Annotated in this window: 1 protein-coding gene; it reads right to left on the bottom strand. The window is 41.9% G+C overall.

Translation table 11 applies throughout. The features are described 5' to 3' along the window. Positions 1-103: 103 nt before the first annotated feature. On the bottom strand, positions 104-1270 hold the full coding sequence (locus ACT3RN_RS15550) for a D-alanyl-D-alanine carboxypeptidase family protein (RefSeq protein WP_192519115.1): 1167 nt from the start codon (positions 1268-1270) through the stop codon (positions 104-106). Between the last annotated feature and the right edge of the window lie 234 nt (positions 1271-1504).

Raw genomic sequence — 1504 nt, 5'->3', positions numbered from 1 at the left:
ATGCATATATTATTATAGACATAAAAAAGACGCCTTAATATTAAGCGTCTTTTTTATTAAATGATATTGTTATTAGATAAGTCGCCGATGTATGTTTTTATCGTTAGAAGAGGTTCTGTATCCAGCGTGTTAGACGTTGCCAAGTACGGCTCATAAAGCCTGACTGTTCGATATCGCTTGTCGCAACAACAGGAACAGAGGCTACTGCTTTACCATCAATAACGGCCATCATTTTGCCGATCTCTTGACCCTTTTTGATAGGGGCTTCGATGCTTTCGGGAATATCAACCACCGTTGTGATTTTATTTTTTTGCGTTTTGCTGGTTAGAATCTGTAAATTGTCAGCAGTGGCCAACTCGATTTCGTCTGCTTCACCAAGCCATACTGGAATTTTGCTGACAAACTGCCCTGTAGGTGCTTTAGTAACAGTGGTGAAGTGGCCAAAGCCCCAGTTGAGCAGCTCGCGTGACTGATCCGCACGGGCCTGTGGGCTCTTTGTGCCCATGATGACAGAAATCAGGCGCATATCTTCACGATTGCTTGAAGCAACTAAGCAATAGCCTGCAGCATTGGTATGACCCGTTTTTAAGCCGTCGACAGTCGGGTCGGTTGCAAGTAGAGCGTTACGATTACCTTGCGTGATACCGTTATAGGTAAACTCTTTTTCTGCATAAATGCTGTAATAGTCACCACTATTTTTAATAATTGCACGTGCCAGTTTGGCCAGATCTAAAGCAGAGGCTTCATGACCTTCGTCAGGCATACCAGTAGAGTTGACAAAATGAGTGTTTTCCATGCCAATCTTTGCTGCTTGCTCATTCATCAAAATAGCAAATGAGTCTTCGCTACCAGCAATGTACTCGGCCATAGCTTGTGAGGCATCATTACCGGATTGAATGATAATACCGCGCAGCATATCGATCACACTGGCTGTTTTATTTACTGGTACATACATACAAGATTGGCTGCTACTACCACGGCACCAGGCATTTTGACTCATTAATACTTGTTCGTCTTCTTTGAGATCACCTGACTCTAAGCGTTGTTCAATGATGTAACTGGTCATCATTTTCGTTAGTGATGCTGGCGGCAATGCCTCATTGGCATTTTTCTGTGCCAAGATTTCACCCGTATTATAGTCCATCAATACATAGGCGGTATTATCCATCTCAGGAGGTTGAATAGCCGCATTTGCTACCATTGCACTCATTGAAACACTTACACCAACGACCAGCTGTACAAGCTGATTTTTTACACGCTTTACTGTCATATATCGTTACACCGCATCATGAAACCAAATGTATCTATCGCTTGTATCTCGTACTAGACCTTGTACGTTCTTTAAACAGCACTCATCAAAAATCTTGTTTAAAGAACGTATTAATAAGAGCAATGACGGCTGAGCGACAGACATAAAATTAACGTCTTATCTTAGCAAAATGACAACCGATGGGGAATCGATAAATGCAAAAAACAGACGATGAATATAAAGAAAGAGTCGTAC

The organism is Psychrobacter sp. AOP5-GZ1-6 (genome assembly GCF_052376345.1).
GTDB lineage: Bacteria > Pseudomonadota > Gammaproteobacteria > Pseudomonadales > Moraxellaceae > Psychrobacter.
Note: the sequence above shows the minus strand (reverse complement) of the source record. Positions and strands in the feature narration are given on the sequence as shown.

Coding starts and splice junctions, on each gene's coding strand:
- ACT3RN_RS15550 (WP_192519115.1), bottom strand. CDS start 1,270: ATGACAGTAAAGCGTGTAAAAAATCAGCTTGTACAGCTGGTCGTTGGT.